The 23,158-nt window shown below is 62.2% G+C and carries 16 protein-coding genes and 1 pseudogene; 10 read left to right on the forward strand and 7 right to left on the reverse strand.

Translation table 11 applies throughout. From position 1 onward, the window contains the following. Positions 1 to 378: pseudogene (locus VEZ38_RS10630) on the reverse strand (alpha-N-arabinofuranosidase); the annotation flags it as partial. 158 nt (positions 379 to 536) lie between these two features. Between VEZ38_RS10630 and VEZ38_RS10635 the strand changes: the two are divergent. The 5 genes from VEZ38_RS10635 (at position 537) to VEZ38_RS10655 (ending at position 7,381) form a co-directional block, all read left to right on the forward strand. After that, positions 537 to 1,577 carry a LacI family DNA-binding transcriptional regulator gene (locus VEZ38_RS10635; RefSeq protein WP_324893335.1) on the forward strand — a complete coding sequence of 347 codons (1,041 nt, stop codon included), beginning with the start codon at positions 537 to 539 and terminating at the stop codon, positions 1,575 to 1,577. 184 nt (positions 1,578 to 1,761) lie between these two features. Beyond that, positions 1,762 to 3,738 (forward strand): glycoside hydrolase family 127 protein, encoded by a 1,977-nt coding sequence (locus tag VEZ38_RS10640; protein ID WP_324893336.1) that lies wholly within the window; start codon positions 1,762 to 1,764, stop codon positions 3,736 to 3,738. Positions 3,739 to 3,805: 67 nt separating this feature from the next. After that, positions 3,806 to 4,708 carry a sugar phosphate isomerase/epimerase family protein gene (locus VEZ38_RS10645; protein ID WP_324893337.1) on the forward strand — a complete coding sequence of 301 codons (903 nt, stop codon included), beginning with the start codon at positions 3,806 to 3,808 and terminating at the stop codon, positions 4,706 to 4,708. A gap of 14 nt (positions 4,709 to 4,722) precedes the next feature. After that, complete coding sequence (locus VEZ38_RS10650) at positions 4,723 to 5,931, forward strand: carbohydrate kinase family protein (protein ID WP_324893338.1); 1,209 nt, start codon at positions 4,723 to 4,725, stop codon at positions 5,929 to 5,931. Between the two features lie 19 nt (positions 5,932 to 5,950). Then, entirely contained in the window at positions 5,951 to 7,381 is a 1,431-nt protein-coding gene (locus VEZ38_RS10655; RefSeq protein WP_324893339.1) for an L-fucose/L-arabinose isomerase family protein, read from the forward strand. A 110-nt stretch (positions 7,382 to 7,491) separates the two neighbouring features. Here VEZ38_RS10655 and VEZ38_RS10660 read toward each other — a convergent pair whose 3' ends face one another. Next, the gene (locus VEZ38_RS10660; RefSeq protein WP_324893340.1) at positions 7,492 to 8,325 is read right to left on the reverse strand and encodes a phytanoyl-CoA dioxygenase family protein; all 834 of its coding nucleotides are present in this window, start codon (positions 8,323 to 8,325) and stop codon (positions 7,492 to 7,494) included. Between the two features lie 155 nt (positions 8,326 to 8,480). Here VEZ38_RS10660 and VEZ38_RS10665 point away from each other — a divergent pair, with 155 nt between their 5' ends. Further along, positions 8,481 to 9,410, forward strand: a complete 930-nt coding sequence (locus VEZ38_RS10665) for an AraC family transcriptional regulator (RefSeq protein ID WP_324893341.1) — start codon at positions 8,481 to 8,483, stop codon at positions 9,408 to 9,410. 36 nt (positions 9,411 to 9,446) lie between these two features. On the opposite strand, the gene VEZ38_RS10670 is transcribed toward VEZ38_RS10665, so the two are convergent. Next, positions 9,447 to 10,256 carry a phytanoyl-CoA dioxygenase family protein gene (locus VEZ38_RS10670; protein WP_324893342.1) on the reverse strand — a complete coding sequence of 270 codons (810 nt, stop codon included), beginning with the start codon at positions 10,254 to 10,256 and terminating at the stop codon, positions 9,447 to 9,449. A 121-nt stretch (positions 10,257 to 10,377) separates the two neighbouring features. On the opposite strand from VEZ38_RS10670, the gene VEZ38_RS10675 reads away from it, so the two are divergent. Continuing rightward, complete coding sequence (locus VEZ38_RS10675; RefSeq protein WP_324893343.1) at positions 10,378 to 11,235, forward strand: helix-turn-helix domain-containing protein; 858 nt, start codon at positions 10,378 to 10,380, stop codon at positions 11,233 to 11,235. 15 nt (positions 11,236 to 11,250) lie between these two features. Here VEZ38_RS10675 and VEZ38_RS10680 read toward each other — a convergent pair whose 3' ends face one another. After that, entirely contained in the window at positions 11,251 to 12,102 is an 852-nt protein-coding gene (locus VEZ38_RS10680; RefSeq protein WP_324893344.1) for an AraC family transcriptional regulator, read from the reverse strand. A 185-nt stretch (positions 12,103 to 12,287) separates the two neighbouring features. Between VEZ38_RS10680 and VEZ38_RS10685 the strand changes: the two genes are divergently transcribed. The 3 genes from VEZ38_RS10685 to VEZ38_RS10695 are packed head-to-tail and all read left to right on the forward strand — an operon-like array spanning position 12,288 to position 17,331. Continuing rightward, positions 12,288 to 13,217, forward strand: coding sequence for a phytanoyl-CoA dioxygenase family protein (locus VEZ38_RS10685; protein WP_324893345.1), 930 nt, complete (start codon positions 12,288 to 12,290; stop codon positions 13,215 to 13,217). Then, on the forward strand, positions 13,210 to 15,690 hold the full coding sequence (locus tag VEZ38_RS10690; RefSeq protein ID WP_324893346.1) for an alpha-mannosidase: 2,481 nt from the start codon (positions 13,210 to 13,212) through the stop codon (positions 15,688 to 15,690). Before VEZ38_RS10685 ends, VEZ38_RS10690 begins: the two co-directional genes overlap by 8 nt. 18 nt (positions 15,691 to 15,708) lie before the next feature. Continuing rightward, the gene (locus tag VEZ38_RS10695) at positions 15,709 to 17,331 is read left to right on the forward strand and encodes a DUF4038 domain-containing protein (RefSeq protein ID WP_324893347.1); all 1,623 of its coding nucleotides are present in this window, start codon (positions 15,709 to 15,711) and stop codon (positions 17,329 to 17,331) included. 68 nt (positions 17,332 to 17,399) lie between these two features. Here VEZ38_RS10695 and VEZ38_RS10700 read toward each other — a convergent pair whose 3' ends face one another. The 3 genes from VEZ38_RS10700 to VEZ38_RS10710 all read right to left on the reverse strand — a co-directional run bounded on the left by VEZ38_RS10700 (position 17,400) and on the right by VEZ38_RS10710 (position 23,092). Beyond that, a complete protein-coding gene (locus VEZ38_RS10700) occupies positions 17,400 to 18,026 on the reverse strand; it encodes a hypothetical protein (protein WP_324893348.1) in 627 nt (208 codons plus the stop codon). A 108-nt stretch (positions 18,027 to 18,134) separates the two neighbouring features. Beyond that, complete coding sequence (locus VEZ38_RS10705) at positions 18,135 to 20,669, reverse strand: WG repeat-containing protein (protein WP_324893349.1); 2,535 nt, start codon at positions 20,667 to 20,669, stop codon at positions 18,135 to 18,137. Positions 20,670 to 20,761: 92 nt separating this feature from the next. Then, complete coding sequence (locus VEZ38_RS10710) at positions 20,762 to 23,092, reverse strand: AraC family transcriptional regulator (RefSeq protein WP_324893350.1); 2,331 nt, start codon at positions 23,090 to 23,092, stop codon at positions 20,762 to 20,764. Between the last annotated feature and the right edge of the window lie 66 nt (positions 23,093 to 23,158).

A 23,158-nucleotide genomic window follows, 5' to 3' on the forward strand; every position in this document is an offset into this window, starting at 1 on the left:
GACGGCAAGCATGGGCTCAATACCGGTGAGGCGGCACCAATCCATGAACTCGTTGGTGCCGAAGGTGTTTGGCTCGGTCGAAAGCCACGCCAGATCCAGCCGCCGCGGCCGTTCGGATACGGGCCCGACGCCGTCCTCCCAGTTATAGCCGGAGACGAAGTTGCCGCCGGGGTAGCGCACGATCGGGACGCCAAGGTCTCGAACGGCGTCGAGCACGTCCCGCCGGAAGCCTTGCTCGTCGGTGTCGGGATGGCCGGGCTCGTAGATGCCGCCGTAAACGGCGCGGCCGATATGCTCGATGAACGAGCCGTAGATGCGCTCGTCGAGCGGGGCGATGCGATAATTCGGGTGGAGCGAGACGGCAGCCTGATGAACCATGGGTGTACTCCTTCTTTCGTTGAAAATTTGGTTTGCGCGGGTTCGCGAGGGCGAGGCAGGGGTCAAGGCCGGGGGAATTGACATTCCCGGCGGACCTCATTACTATTCAGATCAACGGGAATGAATCCCCCAAACCGCCGGAATAGGAAGAGGATCTCATGGACGATAAGGATGAAAGACAGCCCCTGCGCGCGCCTACGCTGAAAGATATCGCCGAGCTGACGGGTTTTACGGTCAACACCGTCTCCCGCGCCCTGAAAAACAAGGAGGACATCTCGGCGGCTACGCGCCAGCTGATTCAAAACAAAGCGCAAGAGCTTGGGTACATCGGCAATGCGCTCGCCAGCTCGCTCCGGTCGGGGCGGACGAAGACGCTCGCCGTCATCGTCTCGGACGTATCCAATCCGCACTTCGCCATTTCCGTGAAGGAAATCGAGACCGCGGCCCGAAAGCACGAATATACGACATTCATCCTAAACACGTACGAGGACCGGGAAGCGGAGCGCCAGGCGATCCAGTCCGCGCTGTCCAAAAACGTGGACGGCATCATCATCTGCCCCGCGCAGGGCGAAGGCGCGAGCATGGACGTCCTCCGCCGGACCGGCACGCCGTTCGTGCTGATCGGCCGCCATCTGCAGGACGACGCGATGGACTACGTCATCAGCGACGACGAGAAGGGCGGGTACATGGCCGCCGCCCACTTGCTCGACCTCGGGCACCGGGAGATCCTGTTCTTGAACGCCCACCGATCGATTTCGAGCGCGCGCGAGCGGTTGGCCGGCTACCGTCGGGCGCACGAGGAGGCGGGCGTCCCCGTCCGTCCGGAGCTCATCCGCGAAGTGCCCAATATCGAGCGGGGCTGCCGGGGCGAGCTGAAGGCTGTGCTCGACGCAAAGCTGCCGTTCACGGCGGTGTTCGCGTTCAACGACATGATGGCGTGGGAGACGATTTACGTGCTGCAGCGCCAAGGCCTTCGGGTGCCGGAGCAGATCAGCGTCGTCGGGTTCGACAACATTCAATCCCGCATGTTTATTCCCTTTCCGCTGACGACCGTCAGCAATTCCAAGGGAAAGACGTCGCGCAAGGCGTTCGAAATTTTGATGAAGCGAATTCATGGGCAGGCGGCCGACGGGCACCGATTCCACGAGGTCGTCGACACGACGCTCGTCGTCCGGGAAAGCACGAGACCGATCCGTTGAAGGCGCCCGCGGCGTCGGGCGGAGGTTCTCGATTCATCGGCGGGAACGTTTTTAAATAAGCGCTTACGAAAAGGATTGACATCTACGACACCCCTGTTTATGATGACATTAACGTTAATGTTAACGGTAACGTCATCGTTTGTCTAGTAAGAATATCGGCGTACGCCCACAAGGAGCGTGGATCATGAACGCAAAAGTCAAGGCGATTTCCCATGAAGCCGTTACCCTGAAGGACCCGTTCTGGTCGGGCAAAATTCGAACGATCCGGGAGAAGACGCTGCCTCATCTTTGGCGCACCTTCGAGGAATCCGGACGGTTCCGGAATTTCGAGCGGGCTGCGGGAAAGCGCGACGGCGCGTACGAGGGGCTGCTGTTCGACGACGGTCTCTTCTATACGGGGCTCGAAGGCGCGTGCTGGATGTATAAGCAGGAGCCGACCCCGGAGCTGGCCCGGTTGATCGACGAGGCGGCGGATCTCATCGTCGCGATGCAGCACGAAGACGGCTATCTCAACTCGTTCTTTACGGTGGTCGCGCCGGAGCATCGGTGGAGCGATATATTGTTCGGGCACGAGCTGTACACGTGCGGCACGTTCTTCGAGGCGGCCGCGGCCCATGCGGAGGCGACCGGCAGCGACAAGCTGCTGAACGCGGCTCGCCGTCTCGCCGACCACATCTACGAGCGGTTCGGTCCGGGGAAACGGCCGATCTACCCCGGTCACGAGGAGGTCGAGCTGGGCCTGCTGCGCCTGTACGACAAGACCGGGGATGCGCGCTACCGGGAGCTGAGCGAGCTGTTCGTCTCCCGGAGAGGGCAGCCGGAGGCCGAGAGGGAGATGTACAAAGGCTGGTCGTCGATCGCGCGGGCGCCGCGCGCGCTGGGCGAGCTCCTCTTCGGCGAATACGGGCGAGCCCGCTACATGCAGGCGCATCTGCCGGTGAAGGAGCAAACGACGATCGAGGGCCATTCGGTTCGGGCAGGCTACCTGTACGCCGCCGTCGCCGAGCTGGCCGCGCTCGAAGGGAACGAGGCGTACGCCGAAGCCGTTAAGCGGCTGTGGGACAATATGGTACAGCGGCGGATGTACGTCACCGGCGGGATCGGAGATAACGTACATCATCCGGCGACGGGCGGACCGTCCGTGGAGGGCTTCTCCGACGATTATCGCCTCCCGAACGATCAAGCCTATTGCGAAACCTGCGCCTCGATCGCACTCGTTTTCTGGGGCCGCCGGATGGGCGAGCTGTTCGCCGACGCGACCTACGCCGATGTCGTCGAGCGCGCGTTATACAACGCGCTGCTGGCAGGCATCTCGCTTGACGGGGAAGCCTTCTTTTACACGAACCCCTTGGAAAACGACGGCAGCCACCGGCGCCAGCGCAACTTCGAGTGCGCGTGCTGCCCGCCGAACGTATTGCGCTTTTATCCGAAGCTCGGGGAGTACATATACGCCGCCGCGGAGCAGGACGTATTCGTGAATTTATTTATCGGCAGCGGCGCGCGGGCGACGGTGAACGGCACGGCGCTCGAGCTCGAGATGAGATCTTCCTATGCGGCGGACGGGAACGCGGCGTTGACGCTCCGACCGGACGCGCCTGTCGCGTTCCGCCTGCACGTCCGCGTTCCAAGCTGGTGCGACGAGGCGGAGTTCCGCGTGAACGGCGAGGCCGTTCGCAGCGTCCATCGGGAGAGAGGTTATGCGGTGATCGAGCGGACGTGGCGCGCAGGGGATCGCGTGGACGTGTCGTTCTCCGTAACCGTCAAGCAGCTGCTGGCTCACCCGCTGGTGGAAAGCTGCCGCGGGAAGACCGCGCTCCTGCGCGGACCGTTCGTGTACTGCCTCGAGGAGGCCGATCACGGCCGGGACGTGCGGACGCTCGCGCTGCCTCGCGGGACGCCGCTGCGCGCGGAATATCGACCGGACTTGTTGGGCGGCGTGCATGCGATCGTCGGCGAAGGGAAGGCGTACGCGCCTGCCGATGCCGAAGCGAGGGAGGCTTTCTGGAGCGACCGTCTCTACGGGACGTGCGAGGAAGCGCCGGATCCGGAGCCGCAAACGATTTCGATCGTGGCCGTCCCTTATTACGCTTGGGCGAACCGGACGCCCGGCAGCATGACCGTTTGGATTCACGATACGGCTTCACAGGCGCCTACGAAGTAGGCGCCTTATAAAAAATACATTAACGTTAACATTATCGTTAAAATCATTCCTGGGAGGCGGCGGGAATATGCCGGTCGATTTGAAGCTGGGCATTAATATGGGGTTCGCCAACAATAAATATCCGGAGCCGGAAGTATGGACGCGGATCGTGGCGGAGGAGATGGGCTTGAAGTACGTGCAATTCGTCGCCGATCTCCTGAACGTCTTTCTTCCCGAAGACATCGTGGAGGAGCAAACCGAACGCATTATTCAAAGCGCGGACCGTTACGGCTTGTCCATTACGAGCAGCTTCCTCAGCTCGTTCACGCGGGTCAATCACTTCATGCACCCCGATCCGAAGCAGCGCAAAGCATGGCTCGTCTGGTTCAAGCGCTTCGCGGACATCTCCGCTCGGATGGGCGCGAAGATGACCGGCGGGCATCCCGGCATCTTGACGTTCAACGACTACGACGATCCCGTACGCCGGGAGGAGCGGACGGTCGAAGGCATTAAGTATTGGCAGGAACTGAGCTGGCATTGCCGGGAGCTCGGCATGACCAACATGATTTTCGAGCCGATGTCCATCCCGAGGGAATACGCCAATACGGTCGAGGAGACGAAGGAGCTGCTCGAGCGGTTGAACGACGGGGCGGGCATTCCGTTCAAGCTTTGCCTGGATCCGGGCCATGCGCCGCATCCGAGCGACCGCGACCCTTACCGCTGGATTCGGGAGCTGGGCAGCGTGTCGCCGATCATTCATCTGCAGCAAACCGAGGCGGGGCACAGCCGGCATTGGCCGTTCACGAAGGCGTACAACGACATCGGCATCATCCACGCGGACAAGGTCATCGAAGCGCTCGAAGCGTCCGGCGCCGAGGAGGCGGAGCTCGTGTTCGAAATTTATCATCGCGAGGCGTGGTCGACCGAATTCACGATTATTCCGGATCATCGGGAATCGGTCGAATATTGGCGGCGCTACGTCGCGAAATAACGGGGGCGATTCGAATGGCCGAACTCGCGAAACTATCGGAAGCCGCGCCGACCGTCGCAGTATGCGGGCACATCGCCGTCGACATCATTCCGAAGTTCGAAGAGGCCGGGGGCGGCGGCCTCCGGCTGACGCCCGGCAGCTTGCTGGAGGTCGGGGAAGCGGCGTTCTGCACCGGCGGCGCCGTCTCGAATACCGGCATCGCGCTCCATCGGCTCGGCGCGAACGTGCGCCTCGTCGGCAAGGTGAGCGACGACGTCTTCGGCGCCCTTACGATCCGCCTGCTGCGGGACGTGCACCCGGCGCTAGCGGAGCATATCGCGCAAGTGCCCGGCGAGACGAGCTCGTACACGATCGTCGTCAATCCGCCGGGGATGGACCGCATCTTCCTGCATTGTCCGGGCACGAACGATACGTTCTCCGGGAGCGACATCGACTGGGAACGGCTTGCGGGTGCGACCCATTTCCACTTCGGCTACCCGCCGCTTATGAGAGGCATGTACGCCGACGGGGGCGATCGCCTCGCGGCGCTGCTGCGGCGCGCGAAGGAGTCGGGCATGACCGTGTCGCTCGACATGGCGATGCCCGGGAAGGGGACAGCGGCCGACGCGGCCGATTGGATCGGCATCTTGAAGAAAGCGCTTCCCTATGTCGACGTCTTTTTGCCGAGCCTCGAGGAGACGCTCCGCATGGCGATGCGCGACAGATACGAGGAGCTCTGCCGCGAAGGCGGAGACTTGTGCGAGACGACGCCGGAGGAGACGATCCGCGAGCTGGGGGAGCGGCTGCTCGACCTCGGTTGCGGCATCGCGGCGCTGAAGCTGGGCGCTTCGGGGCTGTACCTTCGAAGCGGGGAGCGCGGCTTCGGGGACGATCCTGCGTGGCGCCGAAGGGAGCTGTGGGCGCCATGCTTTCGGACGACCGTGGCCGGCACAACCGGAGCGGGCGATTGCACGATCGCGGGCTTCTTGAACGGCCTCCTGCACGGTCTCGCGCCGGAGGATGCGATTACCGGCGCCGTCGCGGTCGGCGCCTTCAGCGTCGAGCGGCTGGACGCGACGAGCGGCATCGCCCCTTGGGATGTCGTGCAGGAACGAGTCCGCGCGGGCTGGGACCGACTCCCGACCGGGAGGACGCTGACGAACTGGCGCCTTGACGGGCGGACGCGCGCCTACATCGGCCCCGCCGACGAGACGCAAGCGGCATCGCCCCGAAGCGGGGAATAAAACGGAGGAGGAAGCAATCATGGCACATCAAGCGCAAGCGCGCACGACGCTCGGCGTCATCGTAGGCAACCGGGGGTTTTTCCCCGATCATCTGTGCGATTCGGGCAGAACGGAAATCCTTCGCGTGCTGGAGGAGGAGGGCATCGACGTCGTCGCGTTGGAGCCCGCGGATACGAAGTTCGGAACGGTCATGACGCTCGACGACGCGAAGAAATGCGGCAGCTTGTTCCAAGCGAACCGAAGCCGCATCGACGGCATTCTGGTCACCTTGCCGAACTTCGGCGACGAGAAGGGCATCGCGAACGCGATTCGCTATTCCGGCCTCGACGTCCCCGTTCTCGTGCACGCCTTCAACGACGATATTAAAGCGATGAGCATCAAAGACCGCCGGGACAGCTTCTGCGGGAAGATGTCCGTCTGCAATAACCTGAAGCAATACGGCATCCCGTTCTCGCTCACGACGCTGCATACGGTCGACCCGGGCAGCGAGAGCTTCCGCGCCGACCTGCGCCGGTTCGCGGGGACGTGCCGCATCGTACGATCGCTGCGCCGCGCCCGCCTCGGCTCCATCGGCGCCCGCCCCGCTTCCTTCAACACGGTGCGCTACAGCGAGAAGCTGCTAGAGCGGTCGGGCATCACGATCGAGACGCTCGATTTGTCCGAGGTGTTCGGACGGGCGAACAAGCGGAAGGAACATGACCCTGCCGTCCAGCGGAAGCTCGAGGAGATCGCGGCTTACGTCGACGTGAAGGGGTTCCCACGCGAGAATCTTCTGCGCATGGCCTCGCTAGGCGTCGTCGTCGAGGAGTGGATGAAGGATAACGACCTCGCGGGAACGGCGCTTCAGTGTTGGACGTCCATGGAGGAATATTTCGGCATCGTGCCGTGCACGATCATGAGCATGCTCAGCAGCAATCTCATTCCGAGCGCGTGCGAGGTGGACATTACCGGGCTCGTCGGTATGTATGCGCTGCAGCAGGCTTCCGGCCGGCCGAGCGCCCTGCTCGATTGGAACAACAATTACGGCGACGATCCCGATAAGGGCGTCGTGTTCCACTGCAGCAATCTCCCTAAAGAAGTCTTCGAGGAAATTCATATGGACTACCACGAAATTTTGTCGGGAACGGTCGGGCGGGAAAATACGCTCGGCACGATCCAAGGCCGCATCAAGGCAAGCAAGTTCACGTACTGCGGCGTGACGACCGACGACGCGAACGGGCGTATCGCGGCGTATACCGGAGAGGGCACGTTCACGCGGGATCCGCTCTTAACGTTCGGCGGCTACGGCGTCGTGCAGGTTCCGAACTTTCAAAAGCTGCTGCGATACATTTGCGAGAGCGGCTTCGAGCACCATGTGTCCTCGAATATGTCGACGGTGGCTGACGCAGTCGAAGAGGCGCTCGGCAAATACATGGGATGGAGCGTTTACCGCCACGGGGCCGACGCATAAGACGCGCCGGGTTTCGGGAAACGTCGTAAACGCGGAAAACCCAAACCGAAAAGAAGGGCTGCATGCGGCGGAATATTTCGCGGTGCGGCCCTTCTTTTGCATCGAGGAGATTATTGTCGAACGGCGGATCGGCGGTACACCGTCGGGAAATGATCGCCTTGCAATATTTCGCCGGGCTGCACCTGTACGTACCCGTGCATCGGATGGCTGGCGGACGGCTCGTACCGGGTATGGCCGGGCATGTAATGGACGGCGATCGCGCGCCGCTTCATCTCGGAGCGGTTGTGCGGGGACCCGTGCCACGTCATGCAATGGTGGTAGCCGACTTGGCCTTTCTTGATCTCGAACGGCACCGACTCGACGACGGCCCCTTCGGGCAGCAGCTCCGGCTGCTTATGGTACGGCTTAAAGTCGGGCGTGCTCGCGATATATTTTTGATGATTGCCCCACTTATGGCTGCCGGGCACCATCCACATGCAGCCGTTCTCGATCACGGCGTCGTCGAGCGCGACCCACGCGCTGACGAGGTCCGCGGGCTGGATAATCGGCCACAGCGGGTGATCTTGATGCCACCCTGTCGGTCCGCCGGAGTGCGGCGGCTTGTATTGCACTTGATCGTGCCAGACGCGAACCGTGTCGGTCTCGCATAGCTGCGCGATTTCTTCGCAGATCGTCGGATTGTTCGCATGCTGGAAAAATGCGTCGCTCGCCATCCATATATTCACGATTTGCACGACGCGCTCGGTCACGATCATCTTCATGTTGTCGTACAAGCTGCCGCCGTCCAGCATATTGTGGTTCAGCACCGGCCGGCGCACCGATTTCCCCTCCATCACAAGGTCCAACTCGGCGCGGAGCAGCTCGACCTCGTTGTCGCCCAACACGACGTTCCCTTTGACAAACCCGTTGTTATGAAACTCTTGAACTTGCGCCTCCGTTAACATTCGGATGTCACCCTCCGGAAGTGGTTTATTAATGGCTATGAATCCATCATAATGGAGGCAGCAGAGTGCCGTATTTAGAACAAGTCAACGAACAGTTGCGATTTTTCAAGATCGGCAGGCGGCCGCGAATCGGGACGAATCGGAGGAGAATGCGCATGAACGTCGGATCGCTGAACGAGCTGCAGCCCGTCGTCAATTTCGCCAGCCGGGACGCGGCGAACCCGGGGGATACCTGGGGGCCGCGCTACATCCCGGATTTTCAGCTGTTTTATGTCGTGTCGGGGGACACGGAGCTGACGGTCGGCGGCGAGCGGCTCGCGTTGAAGGCCGGCGACGTGGGTCTGTACGGCCCCGATCGTCCGCACCGGCTTGTGGTGAGGGAGCGGACCGAATTCGTTAGTTTGCATTTCTTATGGAACGGACCGTCGGCCGTGCCGGTGCATCCCGCTTACGCCATTCGGGAGGCGGAGGAAGCCGAACTTCAACGCGTCTTTCCGCCTTACGCGGTCGACTGCCCGGGCTTTGGCTCCGTGCGGTTGGGCTCGCGCCTCGCGCCGGCCGGCGCGGAGTCGCTGCTCATGCGGATCGTAAGGGAATACCGCATGGAGCTGCCGGGGTACCCGCTGCAGCTGCGCGCGCTGCTCTCGGAGCTGCTGCTGTCGCTTGCGCGGGAACTGCTGTCCGGCGACGCCCGCGAGCGCGCAGGGAAAATCGACGCGGCGCTGCACGCGATGCGGGAGCGGCCGGAGCGGGCTTGGACCGTGACGGAGCTCGCCGCGCTGTGCGGCTACCATCCGAGCTATTTCACGCAGGTGTTCTTCCGCGAACAAGGGAAGAAGCCGAAGCAGTACTTGATCGAGGAACGGATTAAGGAGGCGAAGAGGGCGCTGCTCCGCGGGGAAGCGATCGAGTCGGTCGCGGAGCGTCTCGGCTACGGGAGCATCCATTATTTCAGCAGCAATTTTAAGAAAGAGACGGGGCTGTCTCCCAGCGAATTCCGGCAGCGTCCGGGGCGCGTGCCGCAGCCGTCCATGACCGGGCCGAAGGCGCCCGATGCTCCCGAAGGGACGGACCCGACGCGATGAGTTCCGGGTCCTCCCGTTTCCGATTCCGGCATTCGGTCAATGCGGAGCCCCCTCGAACTCGACGCCGCACGGCCCAGGGCTTTCGTTCCTCGCGACGCCGACGCGTTCGCCGCGGCGATCGTATAAATCCTCGTTAATATGAAAGCCGAGGCGGCGGGTCGATTCGGGAACGTAGTGGCAAATGAAGGAGCGCCGGAATCGTTCCGAAGACCGGTTCGGGTAAGACCCGTGAATCGTGCTGCCGTTGAAAAACAAAACGTCGCCGGCGTCCATATCCGCGGGCACGATCGTTGCGCCTTCGGGGACGTCCACCTCGTCGCGGAAGTACGACAGGGAGCTGTCCGCCTCGTGCGGGCATTGGATGTCAAGGCGCTGCGTGCGCGGGACGACGACGAGCCCCCCGTTGTCTTGATCGGCCGCGTCGACGGCCGTCCAAGCCGCGATGCAGGTGCCGGGCTCGGTGCGCAAATAGTAGTTGTCTTGGTGCAGCGCTTGGCCTCGGGCTCCCGGCGGCTTGTAATAAAACATGCTTTGGGCCGCCAACGCTTCCTCGCCGAACAGCGCTTCAAGCACATCCATCACGCGCGAATCCAGCATATACTTCTTCGCTGCGGGGACGATGCGGTGCGGATACAAGATGCGCGGATACAGGAGCAGCGGGTCGCCGCCGGCCCGCTCCGCAGGGACGGGCTCGAAATAACCGGGAAGCGTGCCGTTGGCCGCGATCGCCATGAACGTATCGCGAATTTCGGCGATTGCCGCGGGGTCGAACAATTTTCTTACGATGAGGTACCCTTGCTCTTCAAAGAACTGTATTTGCTCCGGCGCGAGTCTCAAGACATTCACCCTTTCGCGATGCTTGACGTTGACTTTATGATAGAAGAAAAGTCCGCCGCCGAAAATGAATGCGCTTGCTAAAAATTTGCACGATGTTGCGAAAGGCGCGCGGCAAAGCGGGAGGTGCGCATTGAACGAGCACTTGTTCAAGGTGGAGGAGGAGACGGCTTCGCCGAAGGCCGGCGTGCTGCTCGCCGATCGTTTCCGCCGTCCATTCGGCTTTCAGGGCCATCGATCCCGAGGGACGGACGACTGGCTGTTGATTTATACCGTGGCGGGCAGCGGTTCGTTCCGCGTCGACCGGGAGGTACGCGTATGCGCCCGCGGCGACGCCGTCTTGCTCTCGCCCGGCGTTCCCCATCATTACGCATCGAACGAAGAAGGCGAATGGGACATTTTATGGGTTCACTTCCTGCCGCAGGCGGACTGGAAACCTTGGCTCGCCCTGCCGAGAACCGCCGAGGGACTGATCGTTGCGCACGTGAGGAACGAGGAAGCTCGCCGCCGCATCGAGCGGGCGTTCGAGCGGATGATCGCCGACTCGTCCGTCCCGGACCGGCCGCATCGGGAACTCGCCAAGCTTGCGTTGGCGGAGACGCTCGTGCTCCTGAACGCCAACCATTCGGAAGGAGGAGGGGCGGGCGTAACGGACGAACGCGTGGACGCCGTCCTGTCGTATGTGTCGCAGCGCCTCGACCGGAAGCATCGGTTGTCCGAGCTCGCCGCGGTCGCCGGCTTGTCGCCAACCCGCCTATGCCACCTGATGAAGGAGCAAACCGGCGATACGATCACTTCCGCGTTGACGAAGATGCGGATGGCGAAGGCGGCGAAGCTGCTCGAATACTCGACCCGACGCGTCAATGAAATCGCGGCCGACGTCGGGGTCGACTCCCCTTATTATTTTACTCGCTTGTTTACCGCGCATTTCGGCGTCAGTCCTTCGGCGTACCGGAAGCGAACGCTCGGAGAGACGGAGTCGGGCGAATGAAGGCGGACGACGGCATCAATTCGTGACGAGGGAGGCGCAAAACCGGCTCAGCGAAGTGCCGACCCTGTTCTTGAACGCCCGGCCGAACGTGTGCACGTCGCTGTAGCCTACAAGCCTTGCGATTTCTCCGATCGACAGGTCGGTCTGCAGCGCCAGCTCTTTCGCCTTGCCGACGCGGACCGCGGCCAAATATTCGAACGGCGTCATGCCGTAAGCTTCTCGAAACTTCGCGATGATGTAATTGCGGCTCAGCCCCGAGACGCGTTCGAGCTCGTCGTGCGAGAGCGGAGACGCAAAGTGGCGGGCGATGTGGTTTCGAATCAGCACGAGCTTCGCCTTCGTCTTCTCCTGCACCTTCGTCCGACTGCCGTCCGCGGCGCGCGCGTGCAAATCGTGGACGATCTCGAGCAGCAGCGATTGGCACCGCAGCTGGTTCGCGAGCCCCGGCTGATGGTAGCGGCTCACCAAGGAGGACAGCTTCCGCTCGAGGCCGGTATCGGCCATGGCCGCGACGTGCCAGCCTTTCTCGAACAGCGAAGCGAGCGGGGAGCGGCTCGAGCCGAAGTGGAAGACGACGGAGATGCAGATGTAAGGAGCGTTCTCCGACGTCCGCACCTGATGGGCGACGCCCGGCGCATGGTATACCAAGTCGCCGCGCCGCGTCGCATGCGCTTCGCCTTCGAGCACGTATTCGGCCTCTCCCTCGAGCACGTATTGGAATTGGTGCTGCGTCAGCGCACGGGCCGGCAGCCTCCACCCGGCGGGCGCGTTGAACAGATGGGCGAGCGTAATATAGGGGGGGAACAAATAATCCTGCAACGCTGCGATCGTTTCGTCCGGGTCCAAAATATGCAGCAAATCGACCATGCGGCGCCCTCCTTCTCTTCGGCGGATTTCGTTGCTCTCACCGTACCGAACGTCCGGACGTTCGTCAACAATTTATGTGATTTCGGCAACCGAATTATACATTTCGGCTAAATACAAAGCCAACCCCGCGACTTTATACTTGGGTTAGGTAACGCATTCATAATCCAAGTCAGGGGATGATGATCATGGCAACTCCGCCGCTCCAAATTCCCGAGATCGACGCCAGAACGCAAGACGCGATCACGGAGGAGCAAAAGCAGTTTTTTCTCGACAACGGCTTCTTGGTCGTCCGCAACGTACTGGTCGGCGACGAGCTGCGCACCGTGCAGGACGAGATGATGAAGCTGTACGAGAAAGGCAGCAAAACCGTCCAGGACGATCCCGACTTTATGTACGGGAAGGGCGGCAAGAGCGGCAAGCCGGTGCTCAAACGGGTCGAATACGTCATCGATAAGAGCGACCCGATGAAGGCGCTGCTCGGCCACCCGTTCATCTTGAAATCCGTCGAGAAGCTGCAAGGCAACAATTTCATCCCGACGTGGGATTCGATGGTGCTCAAGGCGCCCGACGAAGGCATTATCGTCGATTGGCACCGCGACGCGGCCGTGCCCGAAGGATGTCTCGACCCGCGGCCGATTTTTAACGTCGACTTCTACTTGGACGAAGCGGATCTTCGCACGTGCCTATGGGTCATCCCGGGCAGCCATGAGTGGAGCGCCGAACAAGCGAACGAGCGCTGCAGCCGCCCGACGTTCGATACGGACGACGCCATTGCGGTGCCGATGCGGCCCGGCGACGTCATTTTCCACAACATCATGGTGTTGCACGGTTCGCCGGCCGGCGACGGCAATCCGCTGCGGCGGACGGTTTACTACGAGTTCCGGCCGGGCGACATCGAGGCGGAGTTCGGACCGCATACGCTCGAATATTTGGCCAAGAAGCAGCAGGTGCTCTTCGAATGCATCGAACGGCGGAAGCGGACGTCGTACGGCGGCGGGGAGGAAGCTTTCGTTTACCGGCCGAGCGGGCGGTTCGCCATCGCCGAGGTGAAGCCGCCGGAGACGTTCCGGTACGCGCATCGGGACTATTTTGTGAAACCGGTACACCATGTCTAAGAAAACGCGCCATATGATCGGCAACGCCCACCTGGATCCGGTGTGGCTCTGGCAATGGCAGGAAGGCTTCCAAGAAGTGAAGGCGACGCTGCGATCCGCGCTGGATCGGATGAAGGAATACGAGGATTTCGTCTTTACGTCGAGCACGGCGGCCATGTACGAATGGGTCGAACGCAACGAGCCGAACATGTTCCGCGAAATTCGGGAACGCGTCGCCGAAGGGCGGTGGGTGCTTTGCGGCGGCTGGTGGGTGCAGTCGGACTGCAACCTGCCGAGCGGCGAATCGTTCGCAAGGCAAGCGCTGTACGGGCAACGGTATTTTCTCGAAAAATTCGGCGTTCTCTCGACGGTCGGCTACAATGTGGACAGCTTCGGCCACCACGCCATGCTGCCGCAGCTGCTCCGGCTGGGCGGCATGGATGCCTATGTTTTCATGCGGCCGAAGCAGCTCGAGAAGCGGCTCGATACGAATTTGTTCCGCTGGGAGTCCGCGGACGGCAGCAGCGTTCTCGCCTACCGGATTCATGAATATTGCCAATACGTGCCCGATATGGAGGGCCAGCTGCGCTCGCAAATCCGCGAGCGGGAAGCGGACGACCCCGGCGTCGACGAGCATCTGTTTTTCTACGGCGTCGGCAATCACGGCGGCGGTCCGACGAAGGCGCTGATCGAGTCGATCCTCGAGCTGCGGCGCGAGGGAGACGGAGCGTATGCGTTTAGCTCCCCTTCTCAATACTTCGAGCGCGTCAAAGGGCTTCCTTCGATACCTGTCGTCAGGGACGAACTGCAGATGCATGCCATAGGCTGCTACAGCGCGCATTCCGCCGCGAAGCGTTGGAACCGGTATTCGGAAAACTTGCTCGTCGCCGCGGAGCGCTGGGCCGCCGTCGCGCGCCGCGTGACGGGGCAAGAAATGCACGAAGACCTGTCGCGGGCTTGGAAGAACGTGCTGTTTAATCAATTTCATGACATTTTACCGGGCTCCAGCATCGAAGCCGTCTACGAACAAGATGCGCGCGATACGTACGGCGAAGCGAACGCCATTGCGTCGCGCGCGCTCAACGACGCGCTGCAGTCGCTGTCGTGGAACGTCCGGATCGAGGCGGAGGAGGGAATGAAGCCGATCGTCGCGTTTAACTCCCACGTCTGGCCCGTCCGGACGAACGTCGAATTGGAATTCGGGCATTTCGGCGAAGGCCGCGAGTTTCACAATTTTAAGGACACGGATACGCTTGTCGACGCAGAGGGACGGGAGGTGCCCGTGCAGCGCATCGCTTCCCGTTCGTCGACGGTATGGCGGCAGCGCCTTTGTTTCGTAACGGAGCTTCCGCCGCTCGGATACCGCACGTTCCGCGTCGTGCCGAGACATTCGGCCTCAGTCCGCGTCAAAGCGCCGGAAAGCCCGGGAGTATCGGTCTCCGATTTCGTGCTCGAGAACGACCGACTCCGGCTCGAGTTGGACCCCCAGACCGGCTGGATCGCCAGCCTGCGCGACAAGCGGCGGCACGCCGAGGCGTTCCGCGGCTTCGCGGCGATTCCGGCCGTGCTGGAGGACGAGAGCGACACGTGGAGCCACGATCTGGAGCGCTACGACAACGAGATCGGAGCGTTCCGCGCAACGCGCATTCGCACGATCGAAGCCGGACCGGTGAAGTCGGTCATACGCGTAGAGAGCGAGTACGGCAAGTCGATCGTTATCCAAGACTTCGCCATGTACGCCGGGCTCGATCTCGTCGAGGTGAACGTTACGGTCGACTGGCGAGAGCGGTTCAAGCTGTTGAAGCTGCGTTTCCCGGTCGACTGCGACGCCCCGCGCACGACCTACGAAATCCCGTACGGGACCTTCGAGCGCAACAACGACGGGCGCGAAGTGCCGGGCCTGAGCTGGTTCGACCAATCCGGACCGACGGGCGAAGCGGGGACGATGAACGGCGTAAGCATTCTGAACGACGGAAAATATTCGTTCGACGCGACGGGGAACGTCATGAGCATCACCGTCCTGCGCAGTCCGATTTACGCGCATGACCGGGGGCACGTCCCCAGGGAGGATGGCGCGTATACCTTTATGGATCAAGGCGTGCAGCGTTTCACCTATGCGTTGCTCCCGCACGGGGGGGATTGGCGTCAGGCGGAGACTGTCAGGCGCGCCGCCGAGCTGAATCTGCGTCCGTTTACCGTTATCGAAACGTATCACGAAGGGGCGCTGCCGCAGGACGGGTCGTTCGTCTCGGTCGACAAGCCGAACGTCGTCGTCAGCGCCGTGAAGACGGCGGAAGACAACGACGACTTGATCGTACGATGCTACGAGACGAGCCGCGAGCCGACGACGGCCTGCATTTCCGTCCCGTTCCTAGACCGCTCGATGTCGGCTCGCTTCGGACCGTCGGAAATTAAGACGTTCCGCTTTCCCGCAGACGCGTCGAAGCCCGTCGTCGAGACCGACTTCCTCGAGCTCCCGGACGAACATACATAACGGAAAGAGGAATGGACGATGAAATATTGCGAGCAACGGACAGTCATGGAGTGGCAGTTCGCGTCGGAGCATAAGCGCGACGACCCGTGGCGCGACGTTCGATTCCATGCGATCGTAACCGATCCCGACGGCAAAGAAATGCAGATTCCTGGGTTTTGGAAAGGCGGCGACACCTGGGCATTCCGGTATGCCTCCGCGACGGTGGGCGAGCACCGGTACCGGACGGTCTGTTCCGATAAAGCCGATGCTTCTTTGCACGGGCGAGAGGGGAAATTCGCGATCACGCCGTACGAAGGGGATAATCCGCTATACCGTCACGGCGCCGCACGCGCAGCATCCAACCGAAGGCATCTGGAGCATGAAGACGGTACGCCGTTCTTCTGGCTCGGCGATACGTGGTGGATGTCGCTTACCGACAGGCTGACCTGGCCGGACGATTTCCAATGGCTCATTCGGGATCGGCGGGAGAAAGGCTTTAGCGTTATCCAAGTCGTCGCGGGCTTATACCCCGATATGGCTCCGTTCGATTCCAGGGGGGCCAATGAAGGCGGGATCGCTTGGGAAGCGGGGTTCTCGCGGTTGAACCCGGCGTTCTTCGACGCCGCGGATCGCAAGATCGCGGCGATGGCCGACGCGGGGCTCATGCCTTGCCTCGTGGGTTGCTGGGGATATTACCTGGCATTCGCGGGCGCCGAAGTCATTCGGCGGCACTGGGAGTATTTGATCGCCAGGTATGGCGCTTATCCTGTCGCCTGGTGCGTCGCGGGCGAAGCGCTCATGCCGTATTACCTTACAGAGACGTTCGGCGATCGGACGAAGTGGAAGGCGTACGAGGACGAGATGCGTCCGGTATGGTCCTCGATCGCCGCGTACGTGAAGGAGCGGGATCCGTTCGGTCGGCTCGTCACGATTCATCCGGTGGAATACGGCCGTCATTGCGTGGAGGACGCGTCGATGTTGGATCTCGAGATGCTGCAGACCGGTCACGGAGGCTTCCTATCGTTGGAACGTTCCGTCCGGATGGTCGCCGAGTCTTGCGCGAAGGAGCCGCGCCTGCCGGTCATCAACAGCGAGGTCAACTACGAAGGCATCGGCGCCTCTTCGCAAGCCGACGTCCAGCGGTATACGGCGTGGTCGTGCGTGCTGAACGGCGCGTGCGGGCACACGTACGGAGCCAACGGCTTGTGGCAGGTAAACCCGGAAGACCGGCCGTACGGCGCTTCCCCTACCGGCATCGCCTGGGGCCACACGACGTGGAGGGAAGCGGCCGAACTGCCGGGCTCCGCGCAAGTCGGACGCATTCGACGCATCCTCTCCGAGCTGGAGTGGTGGGATATGGAGCCCCATCCGGAGTGGCTGGAGCCCGCCGCGGAACAGGTCGACTTCCTAAATAAGGCGTATATGGCGGGAGTGCCGGGCCGCTTCCGGCTCGCGTTCCTCCCGAACGGGAAAGCATTCAGCGGCGTGGAGCTGCGGGAGCTGGAGCGGGGGACGGTCTACCGGGCGACGTTGATCGATCCGGTGACCGGGGCGCGCACGGACTGGGGGCAAGCGGAGGCTGACGAGAACGGCAATTGGAGCACGGGACGGCTGCCGGTATTTCAGGATTGGGTATTACTGCTGCGCCGTATCGAAACTTAACGACTCCGCCAGGGATGAACGCACGGGAGACCCTATGAGGATTACGTTGGGTCCCCTTCCTTCTCGCCCTACGTACGGACAGACGCCCATCGCCTTCGCACGCTGTCGGTAATGTCCTCGAGCAGCTCCCCGGTGATGCTGCCGCTGCGAACCGCTCCGATGAATTCGACGAACAACAATGACAGCAGCTCGTCCAGCGTCATGCCGAGGTCGCGCCGATGCCGCCATTCCAAGTCCGAGAAAAACACCTCGACCCGTCTCGCGTCGGCGCGGGGCAGCTTGACGAGCAGCACCCGGCATCCGCCTTCGCCGCCGCGGCGTTTGCGGGACAGCGCCCAATCGAATCCCCCTGCCCCGCCGGTCGCCGCGCCTCTGCCCTTCGCCTCCTCCCCCTCCGCTTCCTCAAGGAGTTTGCCGTATTCCTTGCGCATGGCGGACATCTTCTCTAGCAGCTGATGTCCCCCGGTCCGAACCTCGTGCAGAAAGTTATCGAAAAGGAGTTTTACTAGGAACGTAATCGTAACGCCTTCCAATTCCTGATTCGTCCGATGCGCGAGATCCTCGAGGAACACTTCCGCGCGGTCAAAGCAATCCCAAGGCGCGCGAACCCTTACGGTCGCCAAGGCGTCGTCCGCGCCGGCGCCGCCCGAAGGTTCCTTTTTCGGCCAAAGCTTGAAAGCAACCACCTCTAGCACCCGCTCTCTCTTTCTCTCTTTGAAACTATTTTATTCGCTAGCTTTTGATTTATGCCACCCTGCGTATGCAATAAAGCCCCGCGAGCGTATCGCGGGGCTTCGCTAGGATTAATGGAACGCTCGCCAAAACGCGCCATTCTTGTCGAGGATGGGCTCGAGCCGGTCGAATGGGATGCGGAACGTCGGAAAGCCGGCGGCGTAGGGACCAATCTCGTACGGCTGGAAATATACGTGCAGCGCATCCGCCGACACGAAGAACGGCTGGTCGGGTTTGACCCCTTCGTAGCTGTCCGGGAATACATAATCGTATTGCGGATCGGTCTTGATTTGTTCGCCGACGATGTCGCTAAGCGTCTTGACATAGTCGCTGCCGGGCAAGAACAAGTCCTTCAGCGCATAGAACCGGCCGTCTTTGACGTCGACGTGCGCGTAGACGAGCGAAGGCATGCCGTGCGCCGCGCCCCAAGGGTAGTGATAGGCGCTCAACTCCAAGACGAGCAGCGACTTGCGGAAGAACGGGATGTCGAAATCGCCGGTGTAGCTGTAGTCGAGACGTCCGGCGGGAACGTCCTTCACCTCCGACAGCTCGCGCAGCCGCCGATTCGCTTCCGCCTGCGCCGCTGCGTCCGCCATGCCCTCGAGCTGCGGATAATAGACGAGATAATCCCGATTCGGCTTGTATTTAACTTCCCGAACGGCGAGCGTCGGCGTCAGCGCGATCGCCGGATTCGGCGACCAGACGACGGCCCCGAGCCGGCGGTCGTAATAGAACAGGCGCTGATCGACGTTCGCCTGCACGATATCGCCGCGCAGCGTCAACGTTCCGCTCCCGTCGAAGCGAGGAAGCCCCGCGGCCGGCGCGCCGTCCCGGCCGATAAAGTACGTATGTGTCTCGTCGCTCGCCGAAGCGAGGCCGTCCTCATATTCGCCGACGTCGTAGAATCGAAATTCGGTCAAGATGCGCCCGTCGCCCGCGTCGGCGACGGCGTACGTCGAGCCGATGAACGGCTGCTCGGGGTCGATCGCGATCCCGAGCGCGACCCGATCCGCGCCGAGCCGGCGCACCTCGTTGTATTTCGGCTCGACGACGGTCCTCCCCGTTCGGTCGATCAGCCCGTACGCATATCCGTAATCCGGCGCGACGTTCACGACCGCGCGTCCGTCCCGGAACGGCCGCGCCTCGGCGAACCGCGGCTCGATCGCGACGCGGCCGGCCTCGTCGAGGTAGCCGTACGGACCGTCCGCGGCTTCGCGGAACGGCAACAGCCCGTCGCCGGGGGCGCCGACATACGCGTATTCGTATGCCGCCAGGCGCGTTCCGTCGGCATCGATCAGCGCGAATCGGTTTTCCGCCGTCTTGACGATCGCCTTGCCGTTCGCGAAGTCGCCTGCCTCCAAGAAAGCGGCCGGGATCGCCTCGTTCCCGTCTCGGTCCAAGTAGCCGTACAAGGAGGCGTCCCCTTGCAGCTCGGAGAAGAGCGCGCGCCCCTCGCGATAGGCGGAGATATACTGGTACGCTTTCGGGGTCAGGACGCGGCCGGTCGCGTCGATGACGCGTGCGCCCTCCCGGTCGTATGCGATCGCCCGCCCGTCCGCGAACGCGTCGATCCATTCGAACGACGCCGGCACGACGAGCCGGCCGCTCGCGTCGATCGCGCCGTATTTGCCTCCTTGCTCCACGACGGCGAGACCGTCCGAGAAGTCGAACGCGTGCCCGAACGTCGGCGCGATGCGCCATGCGCCGCGGTCGTCGACGAAGCCCCAGCGGGTGCCGCCGACCGTCTTGAACGGAGCCGGGTACATCGGTTCCGCGCGAACCTGCCGGAAGGCGCCGCGTACCGCCGCGCCCGGCGCGGCGGCGTCCGCCGATCCGGCGGCGGCGACGCGGCGGCGAAGCGCAAGCAGCGCCTCTGTAGGCGGATACGGTGCGGGGAGCGCGAGCGCGCGGTCGACCGCGCGCAGCGCCTCCTCGAACCGCCCGGCTTTCTCCTCGGCGTCGGCGAGGTAATACCAGTACGCTCGAACGTTCGGGCGACGAGCCGTCAGCTCCGCATAATACGCCGCGATTCTAGCGAAGTAATACGGGTAGACATCCGTTGCGGGAAGAAACCGGTTCCGTTCCCAACGCACGACCTCGATCCGGTACGCCTCGCCCGTATCGTGCCGCCACAACGCGAGCTCCGCGCGGCCTGCGTTCGCGGGCGAACCGGGGAAGTCGCCGATCTCTAGGCGGCTGTATGCCAGATCGGCCGGCGCAAGGTCGATCAGTCCGTTCGGCGTCCAGGCGTAGACGGACAGCTTCGACCAAGCGGCGCCGAGGCGCCAGCCGACGACCAGATTGCCGGGATAACGGGCGACGACCGGTGCGACGACGAACGTATCGATGTCGTACCCTGTCCCCCTCGCGCCGCCGACGACGCGCCAACCCGATACATATCTTTTCAAGACGACGATAAACAGCTCTTGCCCCAGCCGATACGCGGCGGCGATCTCCGGCAGCCCGTCGCCGTCCAAGTCGGCCTCGCGCGCGAACGGGCGCGAAGCGGCGCCGCCTTCGCCGTAGACGAGCTCGGCGCCCGGCGGCAAATGCGCCCGCACCAGCCGAATCAGGGGTTCCTCGTATATGCCCATGCCTATAGCCATGCCAACACCTCAATGTCGTAGTCGACACAGCGTATGTGGGAAGGGCAGGGTTGGTGCCTAGCGACGGCGCGACGACGCCGTTCCGTCCGGCGTTACCCTCGGTCCGCCTCCGGGAGGGGGCGCTTCGCGTAGGCGCTGCGGTATTGGCCCGGCGTCATTCCTTCCTGCTTGCGGAACGAACGGATGAAATTTTGCGGATTGTTATAGCGGAGCCGGGCGGATACGTCCTTGATCGGCATATCGGTTTCCGCCAGCCACCGTTTCGCCATCTTAAAGCGGTACATCGTCAAATACTCGGTGAAGGAGCAGTTGGTTTCCTTGCGAAACACGCCGCTTAAATAATTCGCGTTGTAATGCAGCAGCTCGGCGCACTCCTCCAGCGTCAGGTCGGTGTCGTATCGACGTTGGATCAAGTCGATGATTTTCTCGGACACGTTGTGATACTGCTCGTTCTGCCGGTCGCGGAAGATGCGGATCATCGGCTCGGCCAACTTGCGCCAAAACCATTCCTCTACGTCGCCGGCGATCTGGAGCCGGAACAGCTCTTCGTAAAGCGACTCGTTGGACGAATGCAGCTGGCTGAGGCCGATGCCGGATTCCTGCGCGGCGATCACCAGATTGTTCAGCAGCCGCGCGAGCGGGATTTGGTAATCCTGCGGCGCCAGCTCGGCTGCGAGAATCGTGTGGAGCAGCTGCTTCAGCAGCTCGCGCGCTTTGGGGGCGTCGGCGAGCTTGATCGCGTCGAAGAGATCGTTTTCGGACTGATTCGGGTAATTCAGCAGCAGGAAATGCTTGCCCGCGTTCAAGTTTTCATATGGAATAATGACGCCTTCGCCGAGCTTCAGGCGGTGCTTCAGCGCCTCCAGCCCTTCCCGGTAGGCGGCGGTCAACCGATCGACCCCCTGGAACGGGAGAGAGATGCCCGCGCTCACCTGAAGGGACAAATAGTGGCGGATGCTGCGCTGCAGCTTCTCGGTCCATTCGTACGCTTGCGCGGCGAAGCGTTCGAGATCGGCTTCCTCGCTTCCGATCAGCGTCACGAGCGTATGGTCGATGACGATCGGCTGCAGCCTTGCATCCGCGTCGATCAATTCCTCCGCGATATTCTGTACGGCGAAGAGCACCAGCTCCAAGTCGTTGCGCCCGAAGCGGGCCGGATCGAGCGCGTCGATCTGCAGCGTAACGACCGCCATGGAGCGCCAGCGGCGGAGCTGCGAGCCGAAGCCGGAAGCGTCGAGCTTCCCCTCGATGTCGTTCGGCTTCAGCTGGCCTTGGAACGCCTTCATCAGCGCGAACGTTCGGGCCTGCTGGAGATGCAGCCCGAGCTCCTTCTCGAGCCTCGAGTTCGATTGAAACAGCCGCTGCAGCTGTTCCCCGATCGCCTGAAATTCGTTGCCGGGCGCCGGTCCCGCGTCCACGGGAAGCCGATCCTTCATCTGGCCGAGCAGCGCGCGGATGGGGGAGTACATACGGCGGGAGCCGAACCAGGCGAGCAGCGCCGACAGCGCAAGCATCGAGAGGCATATGTACACCGTGTACAAGCCGATTTTCCGGGATTCCTGCATCAGATCGTCGACGGATACGGCCGACACGTACGTCCAGCCGTTAAAATCCGAGCGATGCAAACCGACGGAATAGCGCTCAGAGCCGATCGTCGCCGCGAACGGCGCGGTCGCGCGCTCCATCCGCTCCAGGTCGAGGAGGCCTGTCTCCTCGACGGGCAGCCCGATCCGGTCCGGATTCGTATGGAGCAGCACGCGGCGCCGTTCGTCCAGAATCATTAAGGCGGCGCCGGCTTCTTGGCCGTGCGCGAGCAATTCGCTTAACGCGCATGTCGGGATGTTGGCGATCGCGAGCGCAAATTTTTCGAGGCTGGCCGCGGGCAGCCGCTTAACCAAGGAGATCGTGTACGGACACGCGATATGATTCGCGCTCTCCTCGCTGTAAAACCACGCCGTCGGCGTCAACGTCCAGACCGTGTCCTCGCCGGCCTGCAGCAGCGCTTCCAGCGCATCGGCATGCTCGTAGTCGTCGAAACGGTACAAGCCCGAATTTTTAATCATCCAGTTATGCCGGGTGTTAATCAAGACGACGTCCTCCACGCGCGTATCGAACGATTGCATGTGCCGAAGTTCCATGCTAAGGTCGTTATAGGCTTTGAAATCGCTTGCAGAAAGCGGCGAATCCAAAGAACGGCGCAGGACGGTGGAATTCGTTGCCTGATTTAGCGTGTGGTTGACAGTCGTTAAAATTTGTTCTACATTGGCACTGGTTTGATGGAGCAGCTGCATCTTTCCTTCGTTCACTCGGCGCTCGATCTCGTTCGACGAGGTTACGTAGGCGAACGCGCCGATGAAGATCACGGGCAGCGTACCGAGCAGGACGCCGAAGACGATTAGCTTGGATAGAAAACTCAGTCGCATTCCGCATCACCTCGCTGACTTATGTACTTATCATAATAGAGGTCGCTCGCGCCGCAAATAATCATC

It is taken from the genome of Paenibacillus sp. (genome assembly GCF_035645235.1).
Lineage (GTDB): Bacteria > Bacillota > Bacilli > Paenibacillales > YIM-B00363 > Paenibacillus_AE.

Excerpts from the sequence above, each read along its gene's own strand:
- VEZ38_RS10665 (WP_324893341.1), top strand. The coding sequence starts at position 8,481 with ATGAACGTCGGATCGCTGAACGAGCTGCAGCCCGTCGTCAATTTCGCC.
- VEZ38_RS10680 (WP_324893344.1), bottom strand. The coding sequence starts at position 12,102 with ATGGTCGATTTGCTGCATATTTTGGACCCGGACGAAACGATCGCAGCG.
- VEZ38_RS10660 (WP_324893340.1), bottom strand. The coding sequence starts at position 8,325 with ATGTTAACGGAGGCGCAAGTTCAAGAGTTTCATAACAACGGGTTTGTC.
- VEZ38_RS10640 (WP_324893336.1), top strand. The coding sequence starts at position 1,762 with ATGAACGCAAAAGTCAAGGCGATTTCCCATGAAGCCGTTACCCTGAAG.
- VEZ38_RS10705 (WP_324893349.1), bottom strand. The coding sequence starts at position 20,669 with ATGGCTATAGGCATGGGCATATACGAGGAACCCCTGATTCGGCTGGTG.
- VEZ38_RS10685 (WP_324893345.1), top strand. The coding sequence starts at position 12,288 with ATGGCAACTCCGCCGCTCCAAATTCCCGAGATCGACGCCAGAACGCAA.
- VEZ38_RS10710 (WP_324893350.1), bottom strand. The coding sequence starts at position 23,092 with ATGCGACTGAGTTTTCTATCCAAGCTAATCGTCTTCGGCGTCCTGCTC.
- VEZ38_RS10635 (WP_324893335.1), top strand. The coding sequence starts at position 537 with ATGGACGATAAGGATGAAAGACAGCCCCTGCGCGCGCCTACGCTGAAA.
- VEZ38_RS10655 (WP_324893339.1), top strand. The coding sequence starts at position 5,951 with ATGGCACATCAAGCGCAAGCGCGCACGACGCTCGGCGTCATCGTAGGC.
- VEZ38_RS10650 (WP_324893338.1), top strand. The coding sequence starts at position 4,723 with ATGGCCGAACTCGCGAAACTATCGGAAGCCGCGCCGACCGTCGCAGTA.
- VEZ38_RS10695 (WP_324893347.1), top strand. The coding sequence starts at position 15,709 with ATGAAATATTGCGAGCAACGGACAGTCATGGAGTGGCAGTTCGCGTCG.
- VEZ38_RS10690 (WP_324893346.1), top strand. The coding sequence starts at position 13,210 with ATGTCTAAGAAAACGCGCCATATGATCGGCAACGCCCACCTGGATCCG.
- VEZ38_RS10645 (WP_324893337.1), top strand. The coding sequence starts at position 3,806 with ATGCCGGTCGATTTGAAGCTGGGCATTAATATGGGGTTCGCCAACAAT.